22 protein-coding genes and 7 tRNA genes are annotated in these 25427 nt (G+C 70.6%); 11 read left to right on the forward strand and 18 right to left on the reverse strand.

Translation table 11 applies throughout. The annotated features are described in order from the left end of the window. Window positions 1-28: 28 nt before the first annotated feature. The 8 genes from ACF08B_RS08485 to ACF08B_RS08520 form a co-directional block, all read right to left on the reverse strand. A tRNA-Gly gene (locus ACF08B_RS08485) sits at window positions 29-104 on the reverse strand. 23 nt (window positions 105-127) lie between these two features. Beyond that, complete coding sequence (locus tag ACF08B_RS08490) at window positions 128-742, reverse strand: response regulator (RefSeq protein WP_392316642.1); 615 nt, start codon at window positions 740-742, stop codon at window positions 128-130. After that, window positions 739-1992: a sensor histidine kinase gene (locus tag ACF08B_RS08495; RefSeq protein WP_392316643.1), complete on the reverse strand. Its 1254-nt coding sequence runs from the start codon at window positions 1990-1992 to the stop codon at window positions 739-741. The genes ACF08B_RS08490 and ACF08B_RS08495 overlap by 4 nt, the downstream gene beginning before the upstream one ends. Window positions 1993-2023: 31 nt before the next feature. Next, on the reverse strand, window positions 2024-2833 hold the full coding sequence (locus ACF08B_RS08500; protein ID WP_392316705.1) for an ABC transporter permease: 810 nt from the start codon (window positions 2831-2833) through the stop codon (window positions 2024-2026). 65 nt (window positions 2834-2898) lie between these two features. Next, entirely contained in the window at window positions 2899-3837 is a 939-nt protein-coding gene (locus tag ACF08B_RS08505; protein ID WP_392316644.1) for an ABC transporter ATP-binding protein, read from the reverse strand. Between the two features lie 125 nt (window positions 3838-3962). Further along, a tRNA-Gly gene (locus ACF08B_RS08510) sits at window positions 3963-4035 on the reverse strand. Between the two features lie 82 nt (window positions 4036-4117). Further along, window positions 4118-4189 (reverse strand) — tRNA-Gly (locus ACF08B_RS08515). 168 nt (window positions 4190-4357) lie between these two features. Further along, window positions 4358-4675: an Lsr2 family protein gene (locus tag ACF08B_RS08520; RefSeq protein WP_031164632.1), complete on the reverse strand. Its 318-nt coding sequence runs from the start codon at window positions 4673-4675 to the stop codon at window positions 4358-4360. 310 nt (window positions 4676-4985) lie between these two features. Between ACF08B_RS08520 and purS the strand changes: the two genes are divergently transcribed. The 7 genes from purS (at window position 4986) to purM (ending at window position 12860) form a co-directional block, all read left to right on the forward strand. After that, window positions 4986-5258, forward strand: a complete 273-nt coding sequence (gene purS / locus ACF08B_RS08525) for a phosphoribosylformylglycinamidine synthase subunit PurS (RefSeq protein ID WP_392316645.1) — start codon at window positions 4986-4988, stop codon at window positions 5256-5258. Continuing rightward, window positions 5255-5935, forward strand: a complete 681-nt coding sequence (gene purQ / locus ACF08B_RS08530; RefSeq protein WP_093476479.1) for a phosphoribosylformylglycinamidine synthase subunit PurQ — start codon at window positions 5255-5257, stop codon at window positions 5933-5935. Before purS ends, purQ begins: the two co-directional genes overlap by 4 nt. Continuing rightward, window positions 5932-8190 (forward strand): phosphoribosylformylglycinamidine synthase subunit PurL, encoded by a 2259-nt coding sequence (gene purL / locus ACF08B_RS08535; RefSeq protein ID WP_392316646.1) that lies wholly within the window; start codon window positions 5932-5934, stop codon window positions 8188-8190. Before purQ ends, purL begins: the two co-directional genes overlap by 4 nt. Before the next feature lie 547 nt (window positions 8191-8737). Continuing rightward, window positions 8738-9535 (forward strand): sterol carrier family protein, encoded by a 798-nt coding sequence (locus ACF08B_RS08540; protein ID WP_392316647.1) that lies wholly within the window; start codon window positions 8738-8740, stop codon window positions 9533-9535. A gap of 56 nt (window positions 9536-9591) precedes the next feature. Continuing rightward, window positions 9592-10026 carry an META domain-containing protein gene (locus ACF08B_RS08545; RefSeq protein WP_392316648.1) on the forward strand — a complete coding sequence of 145 codons (435 nt, stop codon included), beginning with the start codon at window positions 9592-9594 and terminating at the stop codon, window positions 10024-10026. Window positions 10027-10227: 201 nt separating this feature from the next. After that, on the forward strand, window positions 10228-11757 hold the full coding sequence (purF, locus tag ACF08B_RS08550; protein WP_392316649.1) for an amidophosphoribosyltransferase: 1530 nt from the start codon (window positions 10228-10230) through the stop codon (window positions 11755-11757). A gap of 35 nt (window positions 11758-11792) precedes the next feature. Next, window positions 11793-12860 carry a phosphoribosylformylglycinamidine cyclo-ligase gene (gene purM, locus ACF08B_RS08555; RefSeq protein ID WP_093476489.1) on the forward strand — a complete coding sequence of 356 codons (1068 nt, stop codon included), beginning with the start codon at window positions 11793-11795 and terminating at the stop codon, window positions 12858-12860. 66 nt (window positions 12861-12926) lie between these two features. Here purM and ACF08B_RS08560 read toward each other — a convergent pair whose 3' ends face one another. After that, window positions 12927-13178, reverse strand: a complete 252-nt coding sequence (locus tag ACF08B_RS08560) for a DUF3073 domain-containing protein (protein ID WP_392316650.1) — start codon at window positions 13176-13178, stop codon at window positions 12927-12929. A gap of 320 nt (window positions 13179-13498) precedes the next feature. Continuing rightward, window positions 13499-14596 carry a Leu/Phe/Val dehydrogenase gene (locus ACF08B_RS08565; RefSeq protein WP_392316651.1) on the reverse strand — a complete coding sequence of 366 codons (1098 nt, stop codon included), beginning with the start codon at window positions 14594-14596 and terminating at the stop codon, window positions 13499-13501. A 199-nt stretch (window positions 14597-14795) separates the two neighbouring features. On the opposite strand from ACF08B_RS08565, the gene ACF08B_RS08570 reads away from it, so the two are divergent. Beyond that, entirely contained in the window at window positions 14796-15638 is an 843-nt protein-coding gene (locus ACF08B_RS08570) for a hypothetical protein (RefSeq protein ID WP_093476495.1), read from the forward strand. Between the two features lie 518 nt (window positions 15639-16156). Further along, window positions 16157-16363: a developmental transcriptional regulator BldC gene (gene bldC, locus ACF08B_RS08575; protein ID WP_003949541.1), complete on the forward strand. Its 207-nt coding sequence runs from the start codon at window positions 16157-16159 to the stop codon at window positions 16361-16363. Between the two features lie 417 nt (window positions 16364-16780). On the opposite strand, the gene ACF08B_RS08580 is transcribed toward bldC, so the two are convergent. The 3 genes from ACF08B_RS08580 to hrpA all read right to left on the reverse strand — a co-directional run bounded on the left by ACF08B_RS08580 (window position 16781) and on the right by hrpA (window position 21253). Next, on the reverse strand, window positions 16781-16972 hold the full coding sequence (locus tag ACF08B_RS08580) for a DUF6274 family protein (protein ID WP_392316652.1): 192 nt from the start codon (window positions 16970-16972) through the stop codon (window positions 16781-16783). A 153-nt stretch (window positions 16973-17125) separates the two neighbouring features. Beyond that, a tRNA-Asp gene (locus tag ACF08B_RS08585) sits at window positions 17126-17200 on the reverse strand. Between the two features lie 96 nt (window positions 17201-17296). Next, on the reverse strand, window positions 17297-21253 hold the full coding sequence (hrpA, locus tag ACF08B_RS08590) for an ATP-dependent RNA helicase HrpA (protein ID WP_392316653.1): 3957 nt from the start codon (window positions 21251-21253) through the stop codon (window positions 17297-17299). A 150-nt stretch (window positions 21254-21403) separates the two neighbouring features. Between hrpA and ACF08B_RS08595 the strand changes: the two genes are divergently transcribed. Further along, window positions 21404-22459 (forward strand): ABC transporter permease, encoded by a 1056-nt coding sequence (locus ACF08B_RS08595; protein ID WP_392316654.1) that lies wholly within the window; start codon window positions 21404-21406, stop codon window positions 22457-22459. Between the two features lie 29 nt (window positions 22460-22488). Here the strand turns inward: ACF08B_RS08595 and ACF08B_RS08600 are convergent, their stop codons facing one another. The 5 genes from ACF08B_RS08600 to ACF08B_RS08620 all read right to left on the reverse strand — a co-directional run bounded on the left by ACF08B_RS08600 (window position 22489) and on the right by ACF08B_RS08620 (window position 24882). Further along, a complete protein-coding gene (locus ACF08B_RS08600) occupies window positions 22489-22812 on the reverse strand; it encodes a hypothetical protein (protein WP_392316655.1) in 324 nt (107 codons plus the stop codon). Between the two features lie 115 nt (window positions 22813-22927). Further along, a tRNA-Phe gene (locus ACF08B_RS08605) sits at window positions 22928-23001 on the reverse strand. Window positions 23002-23025: 24 nt separating this feature from the next. Then, window positions 23026-23100, reverse strand: a tRNA-Asp gene (locus ACF08B_RS08610). 36 nt (window positions 23101-23136) lie between these two features. Beyond that, a tRNA-Glu gene (locus tag ACF08B_RS08615) sits at window positions 23137-23209 on the reverse strand. Window positions 23210-23289: 80 nt separating this feature from the next. After that, complete coding sequence (locus tag ACF08B_RS08620) at window positions 23290-24882, reverse strand: metallophosphoesterase (RefSeq protein ID WP_093696805.1); 1593 nt, start codon at window positions 24880-24882, stop codon at window positions 23290-23292. A 116-nt stretch (window positions 24883-24998) separates the two neighbouring features. Between ACF08B_RS08620 and ACF08B_RS08625 the strand changes: the two genes are divergently transcribed. Next, window positions 24999-25349 (forward strand): metallopeptidase family protein, encoded by a 351-nt coding sequence (locus ACF08B_RS08625; protein WP_180361919.1) that lies wholly within the window; start codon window positions 24999-25001, stop codon window positions 25347-25349. The last annotated feature ends 78 nt before the right edge of the window (window positions 25350-25427 follow it).

Raw genomic sequence — 25427 nt, forward strand, 5'->3', positions numbered from 1 at the left:
CCCCCGGCCGGAACCGGGGGCTTCTCCATGGAGCGGACGACGAGGCTCGAACTCGCGACCTCAACCTTGGCAAGGTTGCGCTCTACCAACTGAGCTACGTCCGCACTGCGCCGTGGCGCGAGAGCAACTATACCCAACCTCGCTCCCGTGCGAGACGTACTGCCGTATGACGGTTCTCCGCGCCGAGCTTCGTGACGGCGGAGGAGAGGTAGTTCCGCACGGTCCCCGGCGACAGCGCGGCCCGCTCGGAGATCTCCGCGACCGGCGCCCCGTCGGCGGCCAGCTCCAGCACCTCGGCCTCCCGCGCGGTCAGGGGGGAGTCACCGGCGGAGATCGCGTCGGCGGCCAACTCCGGGTCGACGTAGCGGTTTCCGGCGTGCACGGTCCGGATGATCTCGGCGAGCCGCTGGGCGCTGACCGTCTTCGGGACGAATCCGCGCACACCGGCCGCCAGTGCCCGTTTCAGGTGTCCGGGCCGCCCGTGACCGGTGACGATCAGCACCTGGCAGCCCGGCAGTTCGGCACGCAGGGATGTGGCGACCTTCACACCGTCGGCGCCGGGCATCTGCAGATCGAGCACGGCCACGTCGGGCTCGTGCGCCCGGGCCATCGCCAGCGCCTCGGGTCCGCTCGCCGCCTCCGCGACGACCAGCAGATCGTCCTCCAGGGAGAGCAGGGCGGCCAGCGCGCCCCGGATCAGATGCTCGTCGTCGGCGAGCAAGAGCCGCACCGCACCGCTCATGACGTGACACTCACTCTCGTCTCCACGGACCCGTCGGTTCTCAGTGGCACCTCGGCCACCACCCGGAACCGGTCCGTGTCGACCACCCCCGCCTCCAGGGTCCCGGCCACGGCGGCCAGCCGCTCCCGCAGCCCGGCGAGCCCGGAACCACCGCCGCCCGGGACGGCGGCGCGCGCGGCCACCCCGTCGTTCTCCACCGTCAGCACCACATGCCCCTCCCGCACCCGAAGCCCCACCGTGCAGCGGCCCGCGTCGCCGTGTCGCAGCACGTTGGTGGTCGCCTCACGCACCACCCAGCCGAGCGCCGACTGCACCTCGGCCGGCAGCTCCGCGGACTCCGCGCGCACCTCGCAGTCGATCCCGGCCGCCGACAACACTCCCTGCGCTCCCGCGAGTTCCACGCCGAGGTCGGCCTCGCGGTAGCCGCGTACGACGTCCCGCACCTCCCGCTGCGACTCCTGCGCGATGCGCTGCACCTCGATCATCTGCTCCACGGCCTCCGGCCGTCCCCGCCGGGCGAGTTGCACGGCCAGCTCGCTCTTGAGGGAGATCACGGACAGGTTCCGCCCCAGCACGTCGTGCAGGTCCCGGCCGAACCGCAGCCGCTCCTCGGCGACGGCCAGCCGGGCCTCGGCCTCGCGGGCCCGTTCCGCCTCCCAGAGCACGGACAGCGTCCAGGCGCCGCAGCGGCAGGCGAGCAGCGAGAAGAGGGTGTGGAAGGCGGTCATCAGCCCGGTCGCGAGGATGCCGGCGGCGCTGCGGTCGGTGAGCCCGATGAGGCCCATGAGCACCACCGCGAGCGCCGCCGACCGGCGCAGGAACACCCGGACGGGAACCGTGAGTCCGTAGAGCAGCCCGAACGGCAGCAGACAGGCGCCGATCGCCAGCCGGACGGTCATCGGGTCGGCCGCGTGCAGCGCGGAGAGGGTGACGATCAGCGTCAGGGCGAGGCCCAGCAGGACGCCCGGGGTGCGGTGGGCACGGGCCGGCAGCTCGGCGCGCCCGAGGTAGTGGTCGAGCACGGGCCGGGTGAGCCGGTTGCAGACCGCGCACTGAAGGACCGCCACGACGACGAGCAGCCCACCGAGCACGACCGCCACGGGCCGGTGGCCGAGCCCGCCGAGCAGCGGCAGGAGCAGCCAGCAGAGCGAGAAGAACCAGGTGGTGACGTACCAGGTGACGACCGTGTACAGCTCGACCCGCTCGGCCTTGCTCCGTTCCCGCCAGTGCCGCTGCTGCCACCGCCGCATCCGCCTCAGCATCCGCGCGTCCCCCCGTTCCTCAGCGCCTCGGCTCCCAGCGGAACCACCGCCGTACAGCAAACACCGCCACGATCGTCCAGGCCAGCGCGGTCGCGAGGGCACCCAGCGCCTCGTACGCGGTCAACTGGCCCGTCCAGCCGCCGCGGACCAGGCGGATCGCCGGGGACAGGGGCAGGAGTTCGCAGAGGGAGGCGAGCCGGTCGGGCATGAACTCCGTGGGGACGGTGATCCCGGAGCCCAGCATGGACACGAACACCAGCGGCAGCGCGGTCACCTGGGCGCTCTCGGCGGTCCGGGTGAAGGACGCGGTGAGCGCGGCGAGCGCGGCGCTGACCACGAGTCCGGCCAGCACCCCGGGCAGGAGCAGGTACGGCGCCTTCGGTGCCCCGGTGTGCAGCAGCACGGCGCAGCCGACGCTCAGGACGAGGGCCTGGGCGAGGCCGAGGGCGGTCGCGGGCAGGGCGGTGCCGATGAGGATCTCGGTGTCGGACGGTTCGCCGGTGCGCAGCCGCTTCAGGACGAGCTCCTCGCGGCGGGCGACGTAGGCGCCGACCAGGGAGGTGTAGACGGCGAAGAGGAAGGCGAAGCCGATGGCGGCGGTCAGCAGGACCGTGCCGATGCTCAGGCCCTCCTTCTCCAGGTCCAGCTGGTCGAGTGCCGGGCGCACGGTGAACGGCAGGGCGAGCGGCACGGCCAGCGCGGTGAAGACGGCGCCCCGGTTGCGGCCGAGGAGCGTGAGTTCGGCCCGCCCCAGCGCCCGCAGCCGCCGCGCCGACGGCTTGAACGCCGCGAGAGCCCCGCGGTCCGCCGCACCGGCTCCGCCCCCCAGACCGCCTGCCGCTTCCGTGCGGACACCGTGCACGCGGCCGCCCCCCGTTTCCGTTCCGGTCCCGTTCACGCCGCCGCCTCCCGCTCCCGGGCGATCCCGAGGAACGCCTCCTCCAGTGAGGCCGACCGCACGTCCAGCGCGCCCAGCTCGACCCCGGCCCGCTCGGCCCACGTCAGCACCCCGGTGGCGGTCCGCTGCAACCGTGTCGTGCGCAGCCGTACGACCCTGCCGTCGCACTCGTGCCCGCAGACGCCGAGGTCGGCCAGGGGCGGCAGGTCGCCGAGGAAGTAGCCGTCCGGCAGTTCGAAGGACATCCGGGAGGGGCGCCCCGCGGTGACCTCGGCCGGCGTCCCCGAGACGGCGATACGGCCCTCGTGCAGGATGGCGAGCCGGTCGGCGAGGCCCTCGGCCTCCTCCAGGTAGTGCGTGGTGAGCAGCACGGTCGTGCCCGCGTCGCGCAGGCTCCGCACCAGTTCCCAGGTGGCCCGGCGGCCCTCCGCGTCGAGGCCGGTGGTCGGCTCGTCCAGGAAGAGCACCTCGGGGTCGCCGAGCAGGGCGAGCGCCAGGTCCAGCCGGCGGCGCTCACCGCCGGACAGCTGCTTGACGCGCACCGACCGCCGGCCCGCGAGCCCGACCAGGTCCAGCGCCTCCGCCTCCGGACGGGCCCCGCTGGTGCAGCCCGCCCACATGCGGGCGGTCTCCGCGACGGTCAGCTCGGAGGGGAAGCCGCCCTCCTGGAGCATCACGCCGGTGCGGGGGCGTACGGCGGCCCGTTCGCGGAACGGATCACGGCCGAGGACCCGGATCCGGCCACCGGCCGGCGCGGCGAGTCCCTCCAGCAGCTCGACCGTCGAGGTCTTGCCGGCTCCGTTGGTGCCCAGCAGGGCGAAGATCTCCCCGCGTGCCACGGAGAAGCTGATTCCGCGTACGGCCTCGAACCCGCCCCCGTAGACGCGCCTGAGGTCGGTGACCTCGATCACGTGCTCGCGTTCGTCTGTGTCCATGACACCAGCGTCCCGGCGTCGCGAGCGGTCCGGCAGTGCGCGGTGTCATCGCCCGGCATGACAAATGTCAGAGGCGCGGCGGACACGAAAAGACCCCGGTCCGATGGACCGGGGTCTTTTTCCCGAGCGGACGACGAGGCTCGAACTCGCGACCTCAACCTTGGCAAGGTTGCGCTCTACCAACTGAGCTACGTCCGCACTGCTCCCGACCGGCTCCCACCGATCGGTGCGAGCACCAGCCTACCTGATCCACAAGCGTGGTCGGCACGGCCGGTGCCAGAGCGGGTGACAGGGATCGCACACTGCGCCTTCCCCCTGGAAGGGGGATGTTCTACTACTGAACTACACCCGCGTGTCCTCGGGATCCGCCCTTTCGGCCTCGCCCCTCGGCGTGTCCCAGACATTAGCTGATCAGCAGGGGGGTAGCGCAAGTCGGTTCCCCCGACGACCCCGCCCGCCCCCCAAGTGCACAGCCCCCAGGGCCCGCTGACGGACCCTGAGGGCTGCCCCTTCGCGGGCTTCACTGCGCGGCGCTGAACGCCTCGTAGACCTTCTTGGGGATGCGTCCCCGGGCCGGGACGTCCATCTTGTTGGCCTGGGCCCAGGCGCGGACGGCAGCCGGGTCGGGGGCGACCTCCGTCTGCTTGTACGCCTTGCCGGACCGCGACCGCTTGCGGCCGGCCTCGACGTAGGGCGCGAGCGCCTTGCGCAGTTTTTTGGCGTTGGTTTCGTTCAGGTCGATCTCGTACGACTTGCCGTCGAGTCCGAAGGCGATCGTTTCCGCCGCTTCCGAGCCGTCGATGTCGTCAAAGAGAGTGACCACGACCTTTTGCGCCACGAATATCGGTCCCTTCGTGCGGCACGTCGATACAGCTCACCGGCGTTGACGTGCCGAGTATCGGCTATTGCCAATTCATTTGTACAGTGCCCGGCAATGCAAAGTGAAGCCCGACTAAATCCGTCCGCGTGTCCGAGCACAATAGGCGCCGCGGAGGGTCTCCCGAACTTTCCCAGAACTTTTCTCGGGTGCCGCGCTCCGACACCCGATCGTGATGCGCCTCACGTAGTTTCCTACAACTCTACTCGCGTAGAAATTTTGTGCGGGTAGTCTGAAGGAACCTGCTCAGCACCACACACCGGGAGTGCCAGTGGCACGCGTCGTAGTCGACGTCATGCTCAAGCCGGAGATCCTCGACCCCCAGGGCCAGGCGGTCCAGCGTGCGCTGCCGCGCCTGGGTTTCGAGGGGATCTCGGACGTACGTCAGGGAAAGCGTTTCGAACTGGAAGTTGACGGGCCGGTCGACGAGGCCGTGCTCGCCCGCATCCACGATCTTGCGGAATCCTTCCTCGCCAACACCGTGATCGAGGACTTCATCGTCAAGGTGGAAGACACGGCGGAAGTCGCGGAGGCCGCGAAGTGACCGCTCGTATTGGCGTCGTCACTTTCCCGGGCAGTCTCGACGACCGGGACACCCAGCGCGCGATCCGTGTCGCGGGCGCCGAGCCGGTCGCCCTCTGGCACAAGGACAAGGACCTCAAGCAGGTCGACGCCGTCGTCCTTCCCGGCGGATTCTCCTACGGCGATTATCTGCGTGCCGGCGCCATCTCCCGGTTCTCGCCGGTGATGGAGTCCGTCATCGAGCAGGCGAAGGCCGGTCTGCCGGTCCTCGGCATCTGCAACGGCTTCCAGATCCTCACCGAGGCCCACCTCCTCCCGGGCGGCATGCTCGGCAACGACCACCTCCACTTCATCTGCCGCGACCAGAAGCTGCGGGTGGAGAACGCGGAGACCTCGTGGACCGGCGACTACCGCCAGGGCCAGGAGATCCACATCCCGCTGAAGAACATGGACGGCCGGTACGTCGCCGACGAGTACACGCTCGACAAGCTGGAGGCGGAGGGCCGGGTCGTCTTCCGCTACCTGGACGTCAACCCCAACGGCTCGCTGCGGGACATCGCCGGCATCACCAACGAGGCCGGGAACGTCGTCGGCCTCATGCCGCACCCCGAGCACGCCGTCGAGCCGCTGATCGGTACGGGCCGTACCGACGGCCTGCCGTTCTTCACCTCGATCCTCAAGAAGCTGGTCAACGCATGAGCCGGACGCCTCTGGACACGGTCGAGCACGCGGCCGCGACCCCCGACGTCGAGCTGCCCTGGGCCGAACTCGGCCTGAAGAAGGACGAGTACGAGCGGGTGGTGGAGATCCTCGGCCGCCGCCCGACCGGCGCCGAGCTCGCCATGTACTCGGTCATGTGGTCCGAGCACTGCTCGTACAAGTCCTCCAAGGTCCACCTCCGCCAGTTCGGCGAGAAGGCGCCCGAGTCGGACGCGCTGCTCGTCGGCATCGGCGAGAACGCCGGCGTGGTGGACGTCGGCCAGGGCTACGCGGTCACCTTCAAGGTCGAGTCGCACAACCACCCCTCGTACGTGGAGCCCTACCAGGGCGCGGCCACGGGTGTCGGCGGCATCGTCCGCGACATCATCGCGATGGGCGCCCGCCCGGTCGCCGTGGTGGACCCGCTGCGCTTCGGCGCGGCCGACCACCCCGACACCAAGCGCGTCCTGCCGGGCGTCGTCGCCGGCATCGGCGGCTACGGCAACTGCCTGGGCCTGCCCAACATCGGCGGCGAGGTCGTCTTCGACGCCTGCTACCAGGGCAACCCGCTGGTCAACGCCGGTGCCATCGGTGTGATGCGGCACGAGGACATCCACCTCGCGAAGGCCTCCGGCGCGGGCAACAAGGTCATCCTGTACGGCGCCCGCACGGGTGGCGACGGCATCGGCGGCGCCTCGATCCTCGCCTCCGAGACCTTCGACGACGCCAAGCCCTCCAAGCGCCCGGCCGTCCAGGTCGGCGACCCCTTCCAGGAGAAGCTCCTCATCGAGTGCACCCTGGAGGCCTTCCGGGAGAAGCTGGTCGTCGGCATCCAGGACCTCGGCGCCGCCGGTCTGTCCTGCGCCACCTCCGAGCTGGCCTCCAACGGCTCCGGCGGCATGCGCGTCACCCTGGACGACGTCCCGCTGCGCGACTCGACGCTCTCGCCCGAGGAAATCCTCATGAGCGAGTCGCAGGAACGCATGTGCGCGGTCGTCGAGCCGGAGAAGGTCGACCGCTTCCTGGAGATCTGCGAGAAGTGGGACGTCATCGCCACCGTCATCGGTGAGGTGACCGACGGCGACCGCCTGGAGATCTTCTGGCACGGCGGCAAGATCGTCGACGTCGACCCGCGCACGGTCGCCCACGACGGCCCGGTCTACGAGCGCCCCTACGCCCGCCCCGAGTGGCAGGACGCCCTGCAGGCCGACGACGCGAACAAGCTGCCCCGGCCCGCGACTTCGGCCGAGCTGAAGGAGCAGGTCCGCAAGCTCGTGGCCTCGCCGAACCAGGCCTCGAAGAAGTGGATCACCTCGCAGTACGACCACTTCGTGCAGGGCAACACCGTCCTCGCCCAGCCCGAGGACTCCGGCATGATCCGGATCGACGAGGAGAGCGGCCTCGGTGTCGCCATCGCGACCGACGGCAACGGCCGGTACGCCAAGCTCGACCCGTACCACGGCGCCCAGCTGGCCCTCGCCGAGGCGTACCGCAACGTCGCCACGACCGGTGCCAAGCCGCTCGCCGTCTCCGACTGCCTGAACTTCGGCTCGCCCGAGGACCCGGCCGTCATGTGGCAGTTCGCGGAGGCCGTCCGCGGTCTCGCCGACGCCTGTCAGCAGCTGGGCACCCCGGTGACCGGCGGCAACGTCTCGCTCTACAACCAGACGGGCGAGGCGGCCATCCACCCCACCCCGGTGGTCGCCGTCCTCGGCGTGATCGACGACGTCGCCCGCCGTACGCCGGTCGCCTTCCAGGAGGACGGGCAGCTGCTCTACCTCCTCGGCGACACCCGTGAGGAGTTCGGCGGCTCGGCCTGGTCCCAGGTCGTCCACGACCACCTCGGCGGTCTGCCCCCGCAGGTCGACCTGGAGCGTGAGCGCCTGCTGGCCGAGATCCTGATCTCCGCCTCCCGCGACGGCATGATCGACTCCGCGCACGACCTGTCCGACGGCGGCCTGGTCCAGGCGGTCGTGGAGTCCGCGCTGCTCGGCGGCAAGGGCGCGCGGCTGATCGTCCCGGACGGTCTGGACGCCTTCACGTTCCTGTTCTCCGAGTCGGCGGGCCGCGCCGTCGTCGCGGTGCCGCGCTCGGAGGAGGTCCGCTTCAACGACATGTGCGGTGCGCGCGGCCTGCCGGCCACCCGCGTCGGTGTCGTGGACGGTGACGCGGTGGAGATCCAGGGCGAGTTCGCCCTCTCCCTCGCCGAGCTGCGCGAGGCCCACGAGGCAACGATCCCGGCACTGCTGGCGTAAGTCCCGCCCGCTGCACGAAGGCCCCGTCCGCGACATCGGACGGGGCCTTCGCCGATGCCGGCCGCCGCGATCCACCAACACCGGTCCACGGCCCGACCCGGCCTGGCCCTGCCCGACCCGGTCTGCGGTCCGGCCCGGTCTGCGGTGCGGCCTGGCTCGTCCGGCCAGGCCCTGCCCCTGCCTGGCCTGCCTGATCCGGCCTGGCCCTGCCCGGCCTTGTCCGGCTTGCGCCTGCCTGGCCCGACCCGACCCGACCCGGCCCGGTCTGCGGTCCGGCCCGGTCTGCGGTCCGGCCCGGTCTGCGGTCCGGTCCGGTCTGCGGTGCGGCCTGGCTCGTCTGGCCAGGCCCTGCCTGACCTGGCCCTGCCTGACCTGGCCCTGGCTGACCTCGCCCTGCCTGGTCCGGCCTGACCTCGCCCTGCCTGGGCGGGCCCGGCCTGGCCTGACCCGGCCCGGCCTGGCTTGACCCGGCCCGACCCGGCCCGGCCCGGCCCGCGCGGTCGTATTCGCTCGCGGCGCGGGCGCGGGCCTGCATAGGCTCACCGGCATGCCACCGGCCAAGAAGCGTGCCCGCAGTTACAACCCCGCCCGGACCCGCGCCGCGGTCCTCGCGCAGTTCGCGAACGTCCGGGAGGCCGTCGGCGGCCTCGGCCCCGACCAGCTCGCGCTGCCGACCCGGCTCGGCGACTGGACCGTACGGGAACTCGTCGCGCACATCGGCATGGCGCTCACCGCCGTGCACCGCGCGCTCGACCTGCCCGCGCCGCCCCGCCAGGACGTCACGGTGGTCGAGTGGCCCTTCGCCACCGCCGCCGACTCCACGGCCATCGACGAGTTCACCCGCCGCCTCGCCGCCGACCACCCCGACCTCGACGCCTACCTCGCCGACGTCGACCGCAGCCTGCGGGCCCTCCTCGACGAGCACCCCGGCGGCCGGCTGCTGGAGACCAGCGCCGGCGCGATGCCGCTCGACGACTACCTCGTCACCCGCACCGTGGAACTCGTCGTCCACACCGACGACCTCACCGCGGCCGTCGCGGGACTCGACGTGCCCCACGACCGCCAGGCCCTGGCCGCCGCGACCCGGCTGCTCGCCGACGCCCTCGCCGTGAAGGCGCCGGGCGGCTCCACCGAGGTGCGCGTGCCGCCGTACGCGGTCGTGCAGTGCGTCGAGGGGCCCCGGCACACCCGCGGCACCCCGCCCAATGTCGTGGAGACCGACCCGCTGACCTGGATCCGGCTCGCCACCGGGCGGCTGGCCTGGAAGGACGCCCTCGCCGAGGCGAAGGTCAGCGCGAGCGGGGAGCGGGCGGACATCGGGGACCTGCTGCCGTTGCTGGCGTAGCGGAACCGGTCGTACCGCCGATCCGTCGAACCCGTATGAACCGGTACAAGCAGCGCATGACCCTGACGGCGGCCGCCGTGCTCGTCCCGCTCGTGGTGGCCTGTGGGACCGGGAGGGCGGAGAGTGGAGCGGTGAGCGTCCAGCAGCCGGTGACCGGGATCGACTGGCGGGTCGACAGCCTGACCGTCGGCGACACGACCCGGCACGCGCCCGCCTCCGCCCGCCTGCGCGTGGAGGAGAACGGGAAGGCGGCCGGCAATCTCGGCTGCAACCAGTTCAGCGCCCGCGCCACCGTAAACGGCGACCGGATCACCTTCGGCGACCTGCGCACCACGCGGATGGCCTGCAGCCCGGAGCGGATGGCCTTCGAGCGCGCCCTCGCCCGGACCCTCACCACCGGCACGCTCACGGCGCGGACCGAGGACGCGAAGCTGACGCTCACCGACGGCGACGGCGACCGTGTCCACCTCAGCCGCGGCGCACCCGAATGATGTGCGACACCTCACTCACAAACGAGTCGAAGGGGACCCGGGCCGCCTCGCGGGAGGTGTCCGGGACCCCGCCGATTTCTCGCGACACCGCTCTGACCTGCGGATACGTAGAATCCGACAAGGTGATCGACTGAGCCCGGACCGGTAGGGCCGCGCATCCCCAATTCGGACCAGTGGTCGATCTCGCCTACACTCGGTGGCGTGCCACGTGGTGACGGTCGACTCAATCACGATCTGCTTCCCGGCGAAAAGGGCCCCCAGGACGCTTGCGGCGTCTTCGGCGTCTGGGCTCCGGGTGAAGAGGTCGCAAAGCTCACGTACTTCGGGCTCTACGCCCTCCAGCACCGGGGTCAGGAATCCGCGGGAATCGCGGTCAGCAACGGCTCCCAGATCCTCGTCTTCAAGGACATGGGCCTCGTCTCCCAGGTCTTCGACGAGACTTCTCTAGGTTCGCTCCAGGGTCATATCGCGGTCGGACACGCCCGCTACTCGACCACCGGTGCCTCCGTGTGGGAGAACGCCCAGCCGACGTTCCGTGCCACCGCGCACGGTTCGATCGCGCTCGGCCACAACGGCAACCTGGTCAACACGGCGCAGCTCGCCGAGATGGTCGCCGAACTCCCCAACGACAACAACAGCCGCACCACCCGGGTCGCGGCCACCAACGACACCGATCTGCTGACGGCCCTGCTGGCCGCCCAGGTCGACGAGGACGGCAAGCCGCTGACCATCGAGGAGGCCGCGCACGCGGTGCTCCCGAAGGTGAAGGGCGCGTTCTCCCTCGTCTTCATGGACGAGCAGACCCTGTACGCCGGGCGTGACCCGCAGGGCATCCGCCCGCTGGTCCTGGGCCGCCTGGAGCGCGGCTGGGTGGTCGCCTCCGAGTCCGCCGCCCTCGACATCTGCGGCGCGAGCTTCGTGCGGGAGATCGAGCCGGGCGAGTTCGTCGCCATCGACGAGAACGGCCTGCGCAGCTCCCGATTCGCGGAAGCGAAGCCCAAGGGCTGCGTCTTCGAGTACGTGTACCTGGCCCGTCCGGACACCGACATCGCCGGCCGGAACGTGTACCTCTCCCGTGTGGAGATGGGCCGCCGGCTCGCCAAGGAAGCCCCGGCCGAGGCCGACCTGGTCATAGCGACCCCGGAATCCGGCACCCCCGCCGCCATCGGCTACGCGGAGGCGTCCGGCATCCCCTTCGGCGCGGGCCTGGTGAAGAACGCCTACGTCGGCCGGACCTTCATCCAGCCCTCGCAGACCATTCGCCAGCTGGGCATCCGCCTGAAGCTGAACCCGCTGAAGGAAGTCATCAAGGGCAAGCGTCTGGTCGTCGTCGACGACTCGATCGTCCGCGGCAACACCCAGCGGGCCCTGGTCCGCATGCTCCGCGAGGCCGGCGCCGCCGAGGTCCACATCCGGATCTCCTCCCCGCCCGTGAAATGGCCCTGCTTCTTCGGCATCGACTTCGCCACGCGCGCGGAGCTGATCGCCAACGGCATGACCATCGAGGAGATCGGCACCAGCCTCGGCGCCGACTCCCTGGCCTACATCTCCATCGACGGCATGATCGACGCGACGACGATCGCCAAGCCGAACCTGTGCCGCGCCTGCTTCGACGGCGAGTACCCGATGGAGCTGCCGGACCCGGAGCTGCTCGGCAAGCAGCTGCTGGAGACCGAGCTGGCGGCCGGTCCCGCCGCCACGGCCGCGGCCGACGCGATCCGTCGCCCGTAACACCCCTGCAGTACGACACGAAAGCTCTCACAGTCATGTCTGAGACAACTGGTGCCAGCTACGCAGCGGCGGGCGTCGACATCGAGGCGGGCGACCGCGCCGTCGAGCTGATGAAGGAGTGGGTGAAGAAGACCCAGCGCCCCGAGGTCCTCGGCGGCCTCGGCGGCTTCGCCGGACTCTTCGACGCCTCCGCCCTCAAGCGCTTCGAGCGCCCGCTGCTCGCCTCCGCCACGGACGGCGTCGGCACGAAGGTCGACGTCGCCCGCCGGATGGGCGTCTACGACACCATCGGGCACGACCTGGTCGCCATGGTCATGGACGACATCGTGGTGTGCGGCGCCGAGCCGCTCTTCATGACCGACTACATCTGCGTCGGCAAGGTCCACCCCGAGCGCGTCGCGGCCATCGTGAAGGGCATCGCGGAGGGGTGTGTGCTGGCCGGCTGTGCCCTGGTGGGCGGCGAGACCGCCGAGCACCCGGGCCTGCTGGGCGCGGACGACTTCGACGTCGCCGGCGCCGGCACGGGCGTGGTGGAGGCCGACCGGCTGCTCGGCGCGGATCGTATCCGCACGGGTGACGCGGTGATCGCCATGGCGTCCTCCGGGCTTCACTCGAACGGGTACTCCCTGGTCCGCCACGTCCTGCTGGACCGCGCGGGCCTCGCCCTGGAGGCGGAGGTCGCCGAGCTCGGCCGCACCCTCGGTGAGGAGCTGCTGGAGCCCACGAAGATCTACTCCCTGGATTGCCTGGCCCTGACCCGCACCGCCGAGGTGCACGCCTTCAGTCACATCACCGGTGGCGGCCTCGCGGCCAACCTGGCCCGGGTGATCCCGGACGGGCTGCACGCGACCGTCGACCGTTCCACCTGGACCCCGGGCGCGATCTTCGACCTGGTCGGCCGGACCGGAAACGTCGAGCGCCTGGAGCTGGAGAAGACCCTCAACATGGGCGTCGGCATGATGGCGATCGTCCCGCAGGAGTCCACCGAGGTGGCCCTGACGACCCTGGCCGACCGGGGTGTCGACGCGTGGGTCGCCGGTGAGATCACCGACCGGGGCGACCGGGAGACGGGCGCCGAGCTGGTCGGCGACTACGCCGGCTGAATCTGCGGGTAGCACAGAACCCGGTCGGTGGCAGTGCCACCGACCGGGCAGGTGCTCAGTACTGGGTCAAGCGCCGCGACGGTGCTGTGAGGGACCTTGGTCCTCGTCCTCGTCGTCGTCCTCATAGAGGTCGGCGTACCGAGAATAGAGATCGTCCTCGTCGTCCTCATCGTCCTCGAACGGCTCGCCGTTCGGCGGCTGGTTCGAAGTCGATGCGCCCAGTTCACTGGCCAGACGTGACAGGTCAGTCCCACCGCTGTTGTACTTCAGCTGGCGGGCGACCTTTGTCTGCTTGGCCTTGGCCCGGCCGCGCCCCATGGCTCGACCCCCTCGGTGACGGGGCTCGACGGCCCCAGAGTCTGACACGCGTTCATGATCCGGAACGGACCCTCCGCAGAGAGGCCGGTCCGTAGGGCTTCCACGGTACCTGAGCCCGCGCCCATACGGTACGTCGCCCGCAGCACGCGCGTGTGCCCTGGACCTTCGAGGTGCCCTGTCCTCGCTGGTCAGTGGCGATTTTAACCACTTATCGGGGAGCGACCCGCCGGTGGAAGTGAGAGTTCTCTCCAACTTCCCGCCGACGGGTACCGCTCACCTGTGCGATCGGACACCCGTCCGGGGTCCCCGCACGGTCCGGCTCAGCGAGCCGCGCGGGCCTCGGCCATCCGCTGCTCGGCGATCCGGTCGGCCGCGGCGGCCGGCGGGATCCCGTCCTCCTTCGCACGTGCGAAGATGGCCAGCGTGGTGTCGAAGATCTTCGCCGCCTTCGTCTTGCACCGGTCGAAGTCGAACCCGTGCAGCTCGTCGGCCACCTGGATGACCCCGCCCGCGTTGACCACGTAGTCCGGCGCGTAGAGGATCCCGCGGTCCGCGAGGTCCTTCTCCACTCCCGGGTGGGCGAGCTGGTTGTTGGCCGCGCCGCACACCACCCGCGCGGTGAGCACCGGCACGGAGAGGTCGTTCAGGGCGCCGCCCAGGGCGCAGGGGGCGTAGATGTCCAGCCCCTCGACCCGGATCAGCTCCTCGGTGTCCGCGACGGCCGTCACGCCCTCGGGGTGCTGGTCGAGGATCCGCCGCACGGCCTCGGCACGCACGTCGGTGATCACGACCTCGGCGCCCTCGTCGAGCAGGTGCCGCACCAAGTGGTGGCCGACCTTGCCGACGCCCGCGACACCGACCTTGCGGCCGCGCAGGGACGGGTCGCCCCACAGGTGCTGGGCGGAGGCGCGCATGCCCTGGTAGACGCCGAAGGCGGTGAGCACGGAGGAGTCGCCGGCGCCGCCGTTCTCGGGGGAGCGGCCGGTGGTCCAGCGGCACTCGCGGGCCACGACGTCCATGTCGGCGACGTAGGTGCCGACGTCGCAGGCGGTGACGTAGCGTCCGCCGAGCGAGGCGACCATGCGGCCGTAGGCGAGGAGGAGCTCCTCGGTCTTGTCGCGCTCCGGATCGCCGATGATCACGGCCTTGCCGCCGCCGTGGTCGAGACCGGCCATGGCGTTCTTGTACGACATCCCGCGCGCCAGGTTGAGGGCGTCGGCGACGGCCTCCGCCTCGGTCGCGTACGGGTAGAAGCGGGTGCCGCCGAGGGCCGGGCCCAGAGCGGTGGAGTGGATGGCGATCACGGCTTTGAGGCCGGACGCACGATCCTGGCAGAGCACGACCTGCTCGTGGCCTCCCTGGTCCGAGTGGAACAGGGTGTGCAGGACATCAGCAGGTGCGCCGGTTACGTCGGTCACTGTGGTGACTCCTGTGTAAGTAGCGGCGGGTGGGGCGTAGCCCCCGTGCGGGTGGCGGGGTGCTGGCATGAGAGTAGAGCCTCGGCACGACCACCATCCGCGCAGTGTTCAGGATCACTCTCCCGCGCCGTTCGCGCACGCATGACCGTGGCACGATTCGCCTGGGTTTCGAGCCGGGTCCGATGGGGAGGGAGCAGGCGTGCCCAAGGTGTCCTCCGTGGTCGTCCCCTACGCCGCGTACCTGCGCGTGTACGAGCCGCTGGGCGCCTTCCCGGAGCCGGAACGCGGCCACTGGGAGCGCTACGCCCGCCGCGCCGACCGCCCGTCCTACCAGGACGAACTGCGGCGCTCCCTCGCGGACTTGCTGCCCACCCCGCCGATCGCGGTACCGGTGCACGAGAGTGGCGACGCCTTCGTGGCGGAGGTCGACGGGGTGACCTGCGTGTGTCCCTGGCGGACCCGGCTGCGCGGCTGGCTGGCCCTGGACGAGCTCGGCGAGGAGCTGCCGCCGCCGGTGCTGGACGCGGTGCTGCCGCCCGTGGTGCGCCGGCAGGCCGCCCAGGACTACGAGCGCTGGCTCGCCCGCAACCCCGACGCCCGCCCGTGGATCCGCACGGCGACCTGGCAGATCCCGCTGAACTGGTTCGTCCTGGTCGGGGACGAGGAGCGGCGGTACGACAAGGGGACCGCCGAGGCGCCCCCGATGCTGCGCTACCGCACGCCCATGGTGCAGGCCCGCCGCCGGGTGGCGCGGGCCCTGCGCACGCTGAAGGAGACCGTCGAGGAAGGCCCGCTGATCGACGGGCTGCTGGACGTCGGCCGCTGGCTGGAGGAGTTCCACCCGCGCTCGCTGGTGGAGCTGGACTACGGCGGTCTGGTGCATGTGCTGCCGGCCGGCGAGCTGGAGGACGACCACTCGGCGGCGGACGTGGCCGACGGCATCGAGGCGCTGCGGCGGGGCGACGGGGTGGCGGCCGGAGCGGCCTACGGGCGGCTCGTGGAGCGGTGGCGGACGGCACGGGACCGGCGTTCCGCGAACTGAGTGACGTACGTCACGGCTCGAACGCCGTCGAACGACGTACGGTCTACGACACATGACCATCTGACGGGATGTTGGTCCCGATCTGGACTTTTGTCCCAAGGGTGATGGACGGCACTTACGCGGCCCTTGCGCCACTTGCCGCCCCTCATGCCAAAATAGGACAAGGAGTCCGGGGAGGGCTCTGTCCGTCCAACTATGCTCCATCATGGGCGGATTCTCAGCATTGCACGCTTTGGGGGGTCTGATGACTCCTGATCGCCCTGTGACTGATCGTCACAGTGGCGTGACTGTCCGCTATGGCATGGTCCATCGGCTTCCGTCGCTGATGAACACCTGGGAGGGCAATTCCATCGGTTTGGCCGACGCGGCTGGACAGATGGTGTAGTTGTAGTGCCGAGGACAAGCCGTTCGTCCTATAACCGACTCGACTCGCGTCCGCCATTTCGGGCAACGCGGGTCAAGGTGCAGAATTTAGAGGAAAGAACCGAGAAGGTTCGGTTCTCCCGAGGAGGCCGCTCATGACCGCTCGCACCCCTGATGCCGAGCCGCTGCTGACCCCGGCTGAGGTCGCCACCATGTTCCGTGTCGACCCCAAGACGGTCACGCGGTGGGCGAAGGCCGGCAAGCTCACTTCGATCCGTACGCTCGGCGGGCACCGCCGCTACCGCGAGGCCGAGGTCCGCGCACTGCTCGCGGGCATCCCGCAGCAGCGCAGCGAGGCCTGAACAACTGAATAACCGGGCAAAACGGCTGGTCCCCCAACTGGTCGCGGCGCCCGAACCCTAGCTACAAGCGACGCGGGACCTGCCCCAACAGGGCCCACGCCCAAGCCGAAGAGAACGTTGTAGGCAGCCACACAGGGTGCGTCGTAGATCGCGCTGGACTCCGCCGGGTCCAGCGCGATCTTTTTTGTGCGCTGGTCGCGGGCTGTGCGGGCACTCTGTGAGCGGCCTTGTCGGAGTCTGGGGAGGGGTGTCGGAAGCGCTGTGCGCGACCCCTGGGGGCGGTGCAATTGCACATATTAAATTGACCAGTTGTATGAAGGGGGTAAGTACCGCCCTTTCAAAAACTCATGCGGTGACTCCCGTCACACGCGCGTCCGCTTGTCGCCCGTGGCACGGGTGGGTTAGAGGAGACGGATCTCAGGCGCTACGCGGGCTCTCGTCCTCGGCCGGCTCGTCGTCCAGGTCCTGGGGGCAGGGGCCGGCGTCCATCGCCAGGCGCAGCAGGCGATGACAGACGGCGCAGTGGCGGGTGAAGTGCCGGTAGGACGAGGCGGCCGACAGATGCGCCCTCAGGAGCGCCCGTGTCTCGTGCCTGGCCGATGCCGCCATACGCCACCTCCAGGGGCCGCACGGGAAGAACGGGCCCTGCTCCCTGGGTACCGAGCGAATGTGACGCCGTCAAGGCCGCGAGCGGCTCCGCCGGTTGGTGAGCGGCATGCGAGAGGGCCCCCATCCGACTGGCGGATGAGGGCCCTCTTCTTGCGGTCCTGACGGGATTTGAACCCGCGGCCTCCACCTTGACAGGGTGGCGAGCACTCCAAACTGCTCCACAGGACCAGGTTTCGCTGCGCCTGACTTGCCGTCCTGCGCTGCGAGACAGACTGTACAGGAGGTGGGCCCGCCTGGTCGAACTCACCCCCTGTGAGCGCTCGGCTACGGTACGGCGGCGTCGATCGCCTTCACGATCCGCTTGTCGGAGACGGGGTACGCCGTGCCCAGGGCATGGGCGAAGTAGCTGACCCTCAGCTCCTCGATCATCCAGCGGATGTCCAGGACCTGCCGCGGCACCGGGCGGCCCTTGGGCAGCTGCTCCAGCAGCCAGGCGTACTCGTCCTGCATCTCGTGGACCTTCTCCATACGGGTCGTGTCCCGCTGGACGCCGGTCGGCATCTGCTGGAGGCGCCGGTCGGCGGCCACCAGGTAGCGCATGAGGTCCGGCAGCCGCCGTATGCCCGCCCAGGTCACGAAGCCGGGCTTCACGAGGGCGTCCAGCTGCTTGCGCACGTCCGTGAGGTTCGCGAGCAGCGCCGGGCTGCCGACGGCCTTCAGGCGCCGCTCACAGGCCTGCCAGGCGGCGAGGACCTGCTGCACCTGGCCGACCGCGCGGACCGTCGTGTCCACGATCTCGGCGCGCACCTTGTCGAACAGCTTGCGGTACGACTCCTCGTCCCACGCCGGCCCGCCGAAGTCGCCGATCAGCTTGTCCGCCGCGGCCATCGCGCAGTCGTCGAACAGTGCCTGGACGGATCCGTGCGGGTTGGCCGACAGGCCGAGCTTCTGCTGGTTGGTCAGCTTGTCCGAGGCGAACTTCGCCGGGTTCACCGGGATGTTGCGCAGGATCAGCCGGCGGGTGCCCTTCCACATGGCCTCCGCCTGCTCGGCCTCGGTGTCGAAGAGCCGGACGGAGACCGTGTCGCCGTCGTCCACCAGCGCCGGGTACGCCTTGACGGGCTGGCCGGCCCTGCGGGTCTCGAAGACGCGGGTGAGCGTGCCGATCGTCCAGTCGGTCAGGCCCGTGCGCTCCAGCGACTCGCCGCCCTCCCGGGACGCGGTCGCGGCCGCGGCCTGGGAGAGGGCCTTGCGGGCCTTCGGCTTCAGCGAGAGCTTCAGTGCCTCCAGGTCCTTGTCCTCGGCCAGCTTGCGGCGCCGCTCGTCGACGATCCTGAAGGTGATCCTCAGGTGGTCGGGGACCCGGGCCCAGTCGAAGTCCTCCGCCTCGAAGGGCACGCCGACCATCCGCTTGAGCTCGCGGGCCATCGTCACGGTCAGCGGCTCCTGCAGGGGCACCGCCCGCTCCAGGAACGCCTTCGCGTAGTTCGGGGCGGGCACGTAGTTGCGGCGCACGGGCTTGGGCAGGGAGCGGATCAGCTCCGTGACGACCTCCTCGCGCAGGCCCGGGATCTGCCAGTCGAAGCCCTCGTCCGTGACCTGGTTGAGGACCTGGAGCGGGATGTGCACGGTGACACCGTCGGCGTCCGCGCCCGGCTCGAACTGGTACGTCACCCGGAACGTGAGCTGCCCCTGCCGCCAGGAGTCCGGATAGTCGGCCTTGGTGACCGCCTCCGCCGACTCCCGGATGAGCATCTCCCGTTCGAAGTCGAGGAAGTCGGGCTGCTCGTGCCGCTTGTGCTTCCACCACGAGTCGAAGTGGGCGCCGGACACCACGTGCTCGGGCACCCGCTGGTCGTAGAAGTCGAAGAGCGTGTCGTCGTCGACCACGATGTCCCGGCGCCTCGCCCGGTGCTCCAGTTCCTCGACCTCGCTGAGGAGCCTGCGGTTGTCGGCGAAGAACTTGTGGTGCGTGCGCCAGTCGCCCTCGACCAGGGCGTTGCGGATGAACAGTTCGCGGCTGACCTCGGCGTCGATCCGGCCGTAGTTCACCTTGCGCTGGGCGACGATCGGGACGCCGTACAGCGTCACCTTCTCGTAGGCCATCACGGCCGCCTGGTCCTTCTCCCAGTGCGGTTCGCTGTACGTCCGCTTCAGGAGGTGGCCGGCGAGCGGTTCGACCCACTCGGGCTCGATCTTCGCGTTGACCCGTGCCCACAGCCGGCTCGTCTCGACCAGCTCGGCCGACATCACGAACTTCGGCTGCTTCCTGAAGAGCGCCGAGCCCGGGAAGACGGCGAACTTGGCGCTGCGGGCGCCGAGGTACTCGTTCTTGTTGCCGTCCTTCACGTCCTTCATCCCGACGTGGGACAGGAGGCCGGCGAGGAGGGAGACGTGGACGCGGTCGGCGGGGGCCTCGGCACCCGCCGGGTGCTCCTCCAGGTGCATGCCCATCTGCTTGGCGACCGTGCGCAGCTGGGTGTAGATGTCCTGCCATTCGCGGATGCGCAGGAAGTTCAGGTACTCCTGCTTGCACATCCGGCGGAAGGAGCTGGAGCCCCGCTCCTTCTGCTGCTCGCGGACGTACCGCCACAGGTTCAGGTAGGCGAGGAAGTCGCTCGTCTCGTCCTTGAAGCGGGCGTGCTGCTGGTCGGCCTGTGCCTGCTTGTCGGCCGGGCGTTCGCGCGGGTCCTGGATGGACAGCGCGGCCGCGATGACCATGACCTCGCGGACACAGCCGTTCTTGTCCGCCTCCAGCACCATGCGGGCGAGACGCGGGTCGACGGGCAGCTGGGCCAGCTTGCGGCCGGTGTCGGTGAGCCGCTTGCGGGCGTCCTTCTGGGCCGGGTCCAGCGCGCCGAGCTCCTGCAGCAGCTGCACGCCGTCGCGGATGTTGCGGTGGTCCGGCGGGTCGATGAAGGGGAACTTCTCGATGTCGCCGAGGCCCGCGGCGGTCATCTGGAGGATGACGGAGGCCAGGTTCGTACGGAGGATCTCGGCGTCCGTGAACTCCGGGCGGGCGACGAAGTCGTCCTCGGAGTACAGACGGATGCAGATGCCGTCGCTCGTGCGGCCGCAACGGCCCTTGCGCTGGTTGGCGCTGGCCTGCGAGACCGGCTCGATGGGCAGCCGCTGGACCTTGGTGCGGTGGCTGTAGCGGCTGATCCGGGCGGAGCCGGGGTCGATGACGTACTTGATGCCGGGGACCGTGAGGGAGGTCTCGGCGACGTTGGTCGCCAGAACGATCCTGCGTCCGGTGTGCGGCTGGAACACCCGGTGCTGCTCGGCGTGGGACAGCCGGGCGTACAGGGGCAGTACCTCCGTGAACCGGTACTTCTTCTTCTCCAGGGCGTCCGCCGTGTCCCGGATCTCCCGCTCGCCCGAGAGGAAGACGAGGATGTCCCCCTGCCCCTCCCCCATCAGTTCCTCGACGGCGTCGGTGATGGCGGTGATCTGGTCCCGGTCGGAGTCGTCCGAGTCCTCTTCGAGGAGGGGCCGGTAGCGCACCTCCACCGGGTAGGTGCGGCCGCTGACCTCGACGATCGGGGCGTCGCCGAAGTGCCGGGAGAAGCGCTCGGGGTCGATGGTCGCCGAGGTGATGACGACCTTGAGGTCCGGCCGCTTCGGGAGCAGTTGGGCGAGGTAGCCGAGCAGGAAGTCGATGTTGAGGGACCGCTCGTGGGCCTCGTCGATGATGATCGTGTCGTAGGCGCGCAGCTCGCGGTCCGTCTGGATCTCGGCGAGCAGGATGCCGTCCGTCATCAGCTTGATGAAGGTGGCGTCCGGGTTCACCTGGTCGGTGAAGCGGACCTTCCAGCCGACGGCCTCGCCGAGGGGGGTCCGCAGCTCGTCCGCGACCCGCTCGGCGACGGTACGGGCGGCGATCCGGCGGGGCTGGGTGTGGCCGATCATGCCGCGGACGCCACGGCCGAGCTCCACGCAGATCTTCGGGATCTGCGTCGTCTTGCCGGACCCGGTCTCACCGGCGACGATGACGACCTGGTGATCGCGGATGGCGGCCGCGATCTCGTCCTTCTTCTGGCTGACGGGCAGCTGTTCCGGATACGTGACCGCGGGCACGCGCGAGCGGCGCTCGGCCATCCGGGCCTCGGCCTTGCCGATCTCGCCTTCGATCTCGGCGATGACGGTGGCGCGGGCCTCCGGCTTACGGATCTTGCGCGCGCCCTCGAGCCGCCGCCCGAGCCGATGCGCGTCGCGCAGCGAGAGCTCGGTCAGACGGGGGGCGAGGGGGCCGAGGGCGGGGGCGGGATGCGTAGACATACGCGGTCCAGGATCTCACCTCGGCCAAAAGAGAGGCGAACGATTTGACCGCGGGTGGCGCCACCGACGGGGGAGAAGGGTGAACCGGCCGTCCGGCCTGGGGCGGCCCGCACCCGGCGAGCACCGCGCGGCGATGGGAAAGTATCCGGTATGCCCGATTCGCCGCATGGAGAGCACGGTCGGCCGCCCACCGGCGCGGAGCGCTTCGCCCGGTTCCGCGCGTCCCCCTTCCTCCCGGCGACGGTCCTGCTGCTGCTCATCGCCGCCGCGGCCGGCCTCTTCGCCGGTTCCTACACGTACGCCATGGCCAACCCGACCCCGCACAGCATTCCCACGGCGGTGATCGGCCCCTACGGCGATCCCACGGCCCGGCGGTTCGTGGGGGCCATGGAGCAGGCCCTGGACACCTCCCTCAGGCTGCGCGAGTACGGCGACAGGGCGGACGCGGTGCGCGCGGTGGACGAGCAGAAGGTGTTCGCGGTGTTCGAGGCGCCCGTCGGCCGGGCGATCACCCTGGACGTGTCCTCGGCGTCCGGGGCGTCGGTCGCCCAGTTGCTCGGCGAGGCGGCGCCGAAGGTGGGCAGGGCCACCGGCACGCCCGTGGTGGTCCACGATCTCAAGCCGTTGCAGAAGGGCGACCCCAGAGGACTGGCGATCTTCTACATCTCCCTCGCGGCCGTCATCATCGGCTTCGTCGGCGCCATCCAGCTCAGCGTGCACGCACGGGCGCTGAACCCCATGGAACGCATCGGGTTCACCGCCGCGTACGCCGTACTCGGCGGGTTCGTGATCGCGGCGGTGGTGGACTGGCTGCTGGGGGCGCTCGACCTGCCGTTCGCGCAGTCGTGGGCGATCCTCTCCCTGACGATGTTCGCCTCCGGCATGGTGTTCACGATGTTCAACACCCTCGTCGGGCGCTGGGCCATGCTGCCGACCTGGGGCCTGATGGTGCTGCTGGGCAACCCGTCGTCCGGCGGTGCCGTCTCCTGGCCGCTGCTGCCGTCCCCGCTCGGCCTCGTCGGACGCTGGCTGCCGCCCGGCGCGTCGGTGAACGCCCAGCACACGGCGGTGTACTTCCGCGGGCACCAGCACGCCTTCCCGTTCCTGGTGCTGGCCGGCTGGGCGCTCGTCTCCTGCGCGGTCTTCCTGATCTGGCGGCACCGGCATCCGGGCGGCCGGCCGAGCGGCCCGGCGCACGCGGCCTAGGGACGCGCCGGCCTGGGGGGTGCGCCGGCCTAGGGGATGCGCGGGGCGGGCGGTGCCGCCGGGACGGCTTCCGCGTGCCGGCGGGCCGCCGCGTCACCGAGGGCGATCGTCTTCGCGGTGTTGGAGATGGCCTTGATCCCCAGGTAGGCGGTGGTCATGCTGCTGACCGCGGTGAACGCGGCGGTCAGCACACCGACGATCACGGCCTTGTCGCCGTCGAGCCGCCACACGCCGAAGATCGCGACCCCGGCGATCGCGAGATTGCTGACGAGGACCGCCAGCAGCCCGTAGCGCGCCCGGTCCTTCTCCAGTTCGGTCTCCCGAATGGCTCTGGCCTCGTCGTCCCGGCTCATCTCTTCCCCCCGGCAACCATCCACGGACACATCCGGTCCGATCAGCCTGAACGTAGCGCCGTCCCGGAGACGACGAAACCCCCTTCCGGTAACCCGGAAGGGGGTTTCGCTGCGGTGGCTGGGGCCGGGGTCGAACCGGCGACCTTCCGCTTTTCAGGCGGACGCTCGTACCAACTGAGCTACCCAGCCACGAGGTTTCACGTGAAACCTCAGCGGTCCTGACGGGATTTGAACCCGCGGCCTCCACCTTGACAGGGTGGCGAGCACTCCAAACTGCTCCACAGGACCAAGCGTGTGTGCAACAGTGTCGCACACGATCTTGCGTGCCCCCAACGGGATTCGAACCCGTGCTACCGCCTTGAAAGGGCGGCGTCCTAGGCCGCTAGACGATGAGGGCTATCGGCCCGCCTGGGCGCTTCTCAGCGCGTCGGGGACGTGAGAAGCATATGGGATGGCGGGGAGGATCGCCAAAACGGTTTACGGGGCCCGACGGGACGCCGGACCGGAGGGCGTGCCCGAGGGCGTGCCGGACAGGGTGCCGGACGGTGTGGGGTCCGGGGACGCCCCGATCCCGTTCTCGTCCGCGAGGTGGCGGCTGACCTCGGCCGTCGTGAGTCCCAGGCCGCCCAGCTTGATCGCGTCCCAGGCCTGCAGGCGCTTGCTGTCGCGGTCGAAGTAGAGGATCGAGGCCTCGATGGGTGCGGGGTACTGCCGTTCGACCGCACGCAGTCCGCTGCCGCCGGTCGAGCCCTCCATGCGCAGCCGGGTGCCGTACTTCAGCATCTCGGTGCCCTGGTGGTGCAGGTGGCCGCAGAGCACCAGCGGCACCTCGCCGTCGGTCTCGCGGGCCGCGGCCGGCTCGTGGGCGATCGCCACGTCCGCCGGGGTGCCGGACGCGCGCTGGTCCCGCAGGGCGCTGGCCAGCCGGTCGCCCGCCAGCTCCTCCGACCTGTCCCCGCCGGGCACCGCCGAGCGGTCGGGGGTGAACTGCGGATCGCCCATGCCCGCGAAGCGCAGCCCGCCGACGGTCTCCGCCCGGCCGTCGTCCAGGACGTGCACGTTCTTGATGCGCTCCAGATAGCGCTGGGTGGTGCGCGAGTCGTGGTTGCCCCGCACCCAGACGTACGGCGCCCCCAGGTCGCCGATCGGGTCGAGGAAGCCGTTCTCCGCCGCCGCGCCGTGGTCCATGGTGTCGCCGGAGTCGACGATCACGTTCACCCGGTACTGCTTCACCAGCGAGGCGATGATCTTCCAGCTCGCCGGGTTCAGATGGATGTCCGACACGTGCAGGACCCGGATCGTGGAGGGGTCGGGCTGGTAGGCCGGGAGCGTGGACGTGACGTCGTAGAGCTTGGTCACGTTCGTCACCAGGCGGGCCAACTCCTTCTGGTAGACATCGAATTCCGTGACGATGCTGCGTGCGTTGCCGACCACGGACGGGGCCGAGCTCAGCAGGCCGGAGAACTTCGGCTCCAGAACCGACTTCGGGTTCCAGGTGGCGTAGGCCGACGCGCCCGAGGCGGCCAGCAGCGCCAGGGCCAGCCCGCCCGCCGCGAGGGCGCGGCGCGGACGGCGGTAGACGGCGAGGCCGAGGGCGGTCGCGCCGGTGACGACGGCGACGCACGAGCGCACGGCCAGGTCGAGCGTGCCGTGCTCGACGTCGTCGGTGACCTCGTCCTGGAGGCCGGAGAGCCGCTCGGGGTGGTCCACCAGGGCCTGCGAGCGCAGCGGGTCCAGCTGGTCGACGTTCACGTCCAGGCGGACGGGTGCCACGTGGCTGTCGAGGGTCAGCGCGCCCAGCGGGGAGATGTTGATCTTCGTGCCGCCGGTGAGCGAGGGGCGCAGTGCCATCGTCGTGTTCATCGGGCCGACCGGGGCCCGGACGTTGCCGACGATCAGCAGGCCCAGCCAGGCGCCGATCAGCACCACCGTCGTCAGGCCGAGGGCGCTGAGCCAGGGGCGTGGGCGGGCGGCGAGTTCGAGGGCGGGCTGCTTCCCGCCGCGGCGGCGGGTGCGGTTCGGGGTGCGGTTCAGCATGCGGTCCAGGGCTGCGACGGGGACGCGGGCCATTGGACCCGTATGCCCATGTCCCCGCGGCGGTATGCGGCGCCCCGGCACGCGTCCGCCACTTCCTCCGCGCGTGCACGGGCCCCGCGATCCGGCCTTCCGTACCGGACAATGGCCCTGTGCTGGAGATGACGCGCGAGGAGTTCGAGGAACTGGTCGCCGAGGCGCTGGACCGGATCCCGCCGGAGCTGACGCGGCTCATGGACAACGTGGCGGTGTTCGTCGAGGACGAACCGCCCGCCGAGGACCCCGAGCTGCTCGGGCTGTACGAGGGGACCCCGCTGACCGACCGGGGCGAGTGGTACGCGGGCGTGCTGCCCGACCGGATCACCGTCTACCGGGGGCCGACGCTCAGGATGTGCGAGTCCCGCGAGGACGTCGTCGCGGAGACCGAGGTGACCGTGGTGCACGAGATCGCCCATCACTTCGGCATCGACGACGCGCGGCTGCACGCCCTGGGCTACGGGTGAGCCACGGCTGAGCGCCGATTCGAACGCGGCGCGTGTCCTCTTGCGGGCGGCGGGAGTTGGGGAGGTTGACTCTTTTTC

The organism is Streptomyces sp. NPDC015139, from assembly GCF_043079785.1.
GTDB lineage: Bacteria > Actinomycetota > Actinomycetes > Streptomycetales > Streptomycetaceae > Streptomyces > Streptomyces albidocamelliae.

What these genes read in the sequence shown, in the direction of transcription:
- bldC (WP_003949541.1), top strand. Translation starts at nt 16,157, where the DNA reads ATGACCGCTCGCACCCCTGATGCCGAGCCGCTGCTGACCCCGGCTGAG.
- ACF08B_RS08595 (WP_392316654.1), top strand. Translation starts at nt 21,404, where the DNA reads ATGCCCGATTCGCCGCATGGAGAGCACGGTCGGCCGCCCACCGGCGCG.
- ACF08B_RS08490 (WP_392316642.1), bottom strand. Translation starts at nt 742, where the DNA reads ATGAGCGGTGCGGTGCGGCTCTTGCTCGCCGACGACGAGCATCTGATC.
- purL (WP_392316646.1), top strand. Translation starts at nt 5,932, where the DNA reads ATGAGCCGGACGCCTCTGGACACGGTCGAGCACGCGGCCGCGACCCCC.
- ACF08B_RS08545 (WP_392316648.1), top strand. Translation starts at nt 9,592, where the DNA reads ATGACCCTGACGGCGGCCGCCGTGCTCGTCCCGCTCGTGGTGGCCTGT.
- ACF08B_RS08600 (WP_392316655.1), bottom strand. Translation starts at nt 22,812, where the DNA reads ATGAGCCGGGACGACGAGGCCAGAGCCATTCGGGAGACCGAACTGGAG.
- ACF08B_RS08620 (WP_093696805.1), bottom strand. Translation starts at nt 24,882, where the DNA reads ATGGCCCGCGTCCCCGTCGCAGCCCTGGACCGCATGCTGAACCGCACC.
- hrpA (WP_392316653.1), bottom strand. Translation starts at nt 21,253, where the DNA reads ATGTCTACGCATCCCGCCCCCGCCCTCGGCCCCCTCGCCCCCCGTCTG.
- ACF08B_RS08540 (WP_392316647.1), top strand. Translation starts at nt 8,738, where the DNA reads ATGCCACCGGCCAAGAAGCGTGCCCGCAGTTACAACCCCGCCCGGACC.
- ACF08B_RS08495 (WP_392316643.1), bottom strand. Translation starts at nt 1,992, where the DNA reads ATGCGGCGGTGGCAGCAGCGGCACTGGCGGGAACGGAGCAAGGCCGAG.
- purM (WP_093476489.1), top strand. Translation starts at nt 11,793, where the DNA reads ATGTCTGAGACAACTGGTGCCAGCTACGCAGCGGCGGGCGTCGACATC.
- ACF08B_RS08580 (WP_392316652.1), bottom strand. Translation starts at nt 16,972, where the DNA reads ATGGCGGCATCGGCCAGGCACGAGACACGGGCGCTCCTGAGGGCGCAT.
- ACF08B_RS08505 (WP_392316644.1), bottom strand. Translation starts at nt 3,837, where the DNA reads ATGGACACAGACGAACGCGAGCACGTGATCGAGGTCACCGACCTCAGG.
- ACF08B_RS08560 (WP_392316650.1), bottom strand. Translation starts at nt 13,178, where the DNA reads ATGGGGCGCGGCCGGGCCAAGGCCAAGCAGACAAAGGTCGCCCGCCAG.